Source organism: Limnospira sp. PMC 289.06 (assembly GCF_032350395.1).
Lineage (GTDB): Bacteria > Cyanobacteriota > Cyanobacteriia > Cyanobacteriales > Microcoleaceae > Limnospira > Limnospira platensis.
The window spans coordinates 1-938 of record NZ_JARPLC010000366.1 but is presented as its reverse complement, the minus strand read 5'-3'; the positions used below and the strand labels follow the sequence as shown (position 1 = coordinate 938).

Here is a 938-nt window from a genome sequence, read left to right as displayed (position 1 = left end):
CTCCAATTTCCGTCGTATGGTGTTGCGTCAGGGCGTATTAGGGTATGTCTGACAATCGGCGTGTAGCTATGTTTCCACAACTGATGACCATCCTTGGTTTGGAATAACCAAGTTTCCTGTCTTTCTTTCCCATTACTGAGCTTGACCGTTCCGGGTCTAAAGTAATTACTCAGTTTTTCATAACTTGCCTTTTCGCATCTTGATACTGTCCATGCCCGTAACATATGCCAGATTATTGCATCTAGCTTATTGAAGGTCTCAACTGAGACTACCGCTGAATAATAGTTTGACCATCCCTGAACAATTGGGTTTAGTCTACTTATCAGGGCTGACTGAGGTGCTGTTCTATATTGTTTGATTACACCTTTTATTGCTTCTGTGTGGGCTTTAACTGCTTTTTGGCTGGGTTTTATGAGGGTTTTATGTCCGATTAATCGGCTTGCTGCCCCACCTGTTTTCCCGGATTTATACTTTCCTACGGGATATTGCCTGATATTGAATCCTAGAAAATCGAACCCAGGTTCCTCAATCTTGCCATTATACTCAATAGGCTTAAGTGTGTGACATATTCGGGTCTTTTCAGGTTTTATTTCTAGTCCTACAGGTTTTAGCCATTCAGAAATAGCAGTCTTGCACTGTTCAATGATTCCTAGGTCTTTGGAGATGACCACAAAATCATCGGCATATCTTATAAGGTTCACCTGGGTGGCTGTGCCTTTATTTGGATACATTCCTTTAACTAGCCTTTCCATTCCCAACAGTGCGATGTTGGCGAGTATTGGACTTATTACCCCTCCTTGAGGTGTCCCTGCTTCTGTATCCTCAAATACACCGTTGTCTAATACACCCGCTTTGAGCCATTGTTTTAGGTCTCTTTTCAGGATACTTGGACAATGAATTTTGGACAGTAGGTAATCATGGTTTATTCGGTCAAAGCA

At 42.1% G+C, this 938-nt stretch carries 1 protein-coding gene; it reads right to left on the bottom strand.

The annotated features are described in order from the left end of the window. On the bottom strand, positions 1-938 hold a 938-nt coding region (locus tag P5674_RS25230; protein ID WP_315670428.1), incomplete at both ends, for a reverse transcriptase domain-containing protein.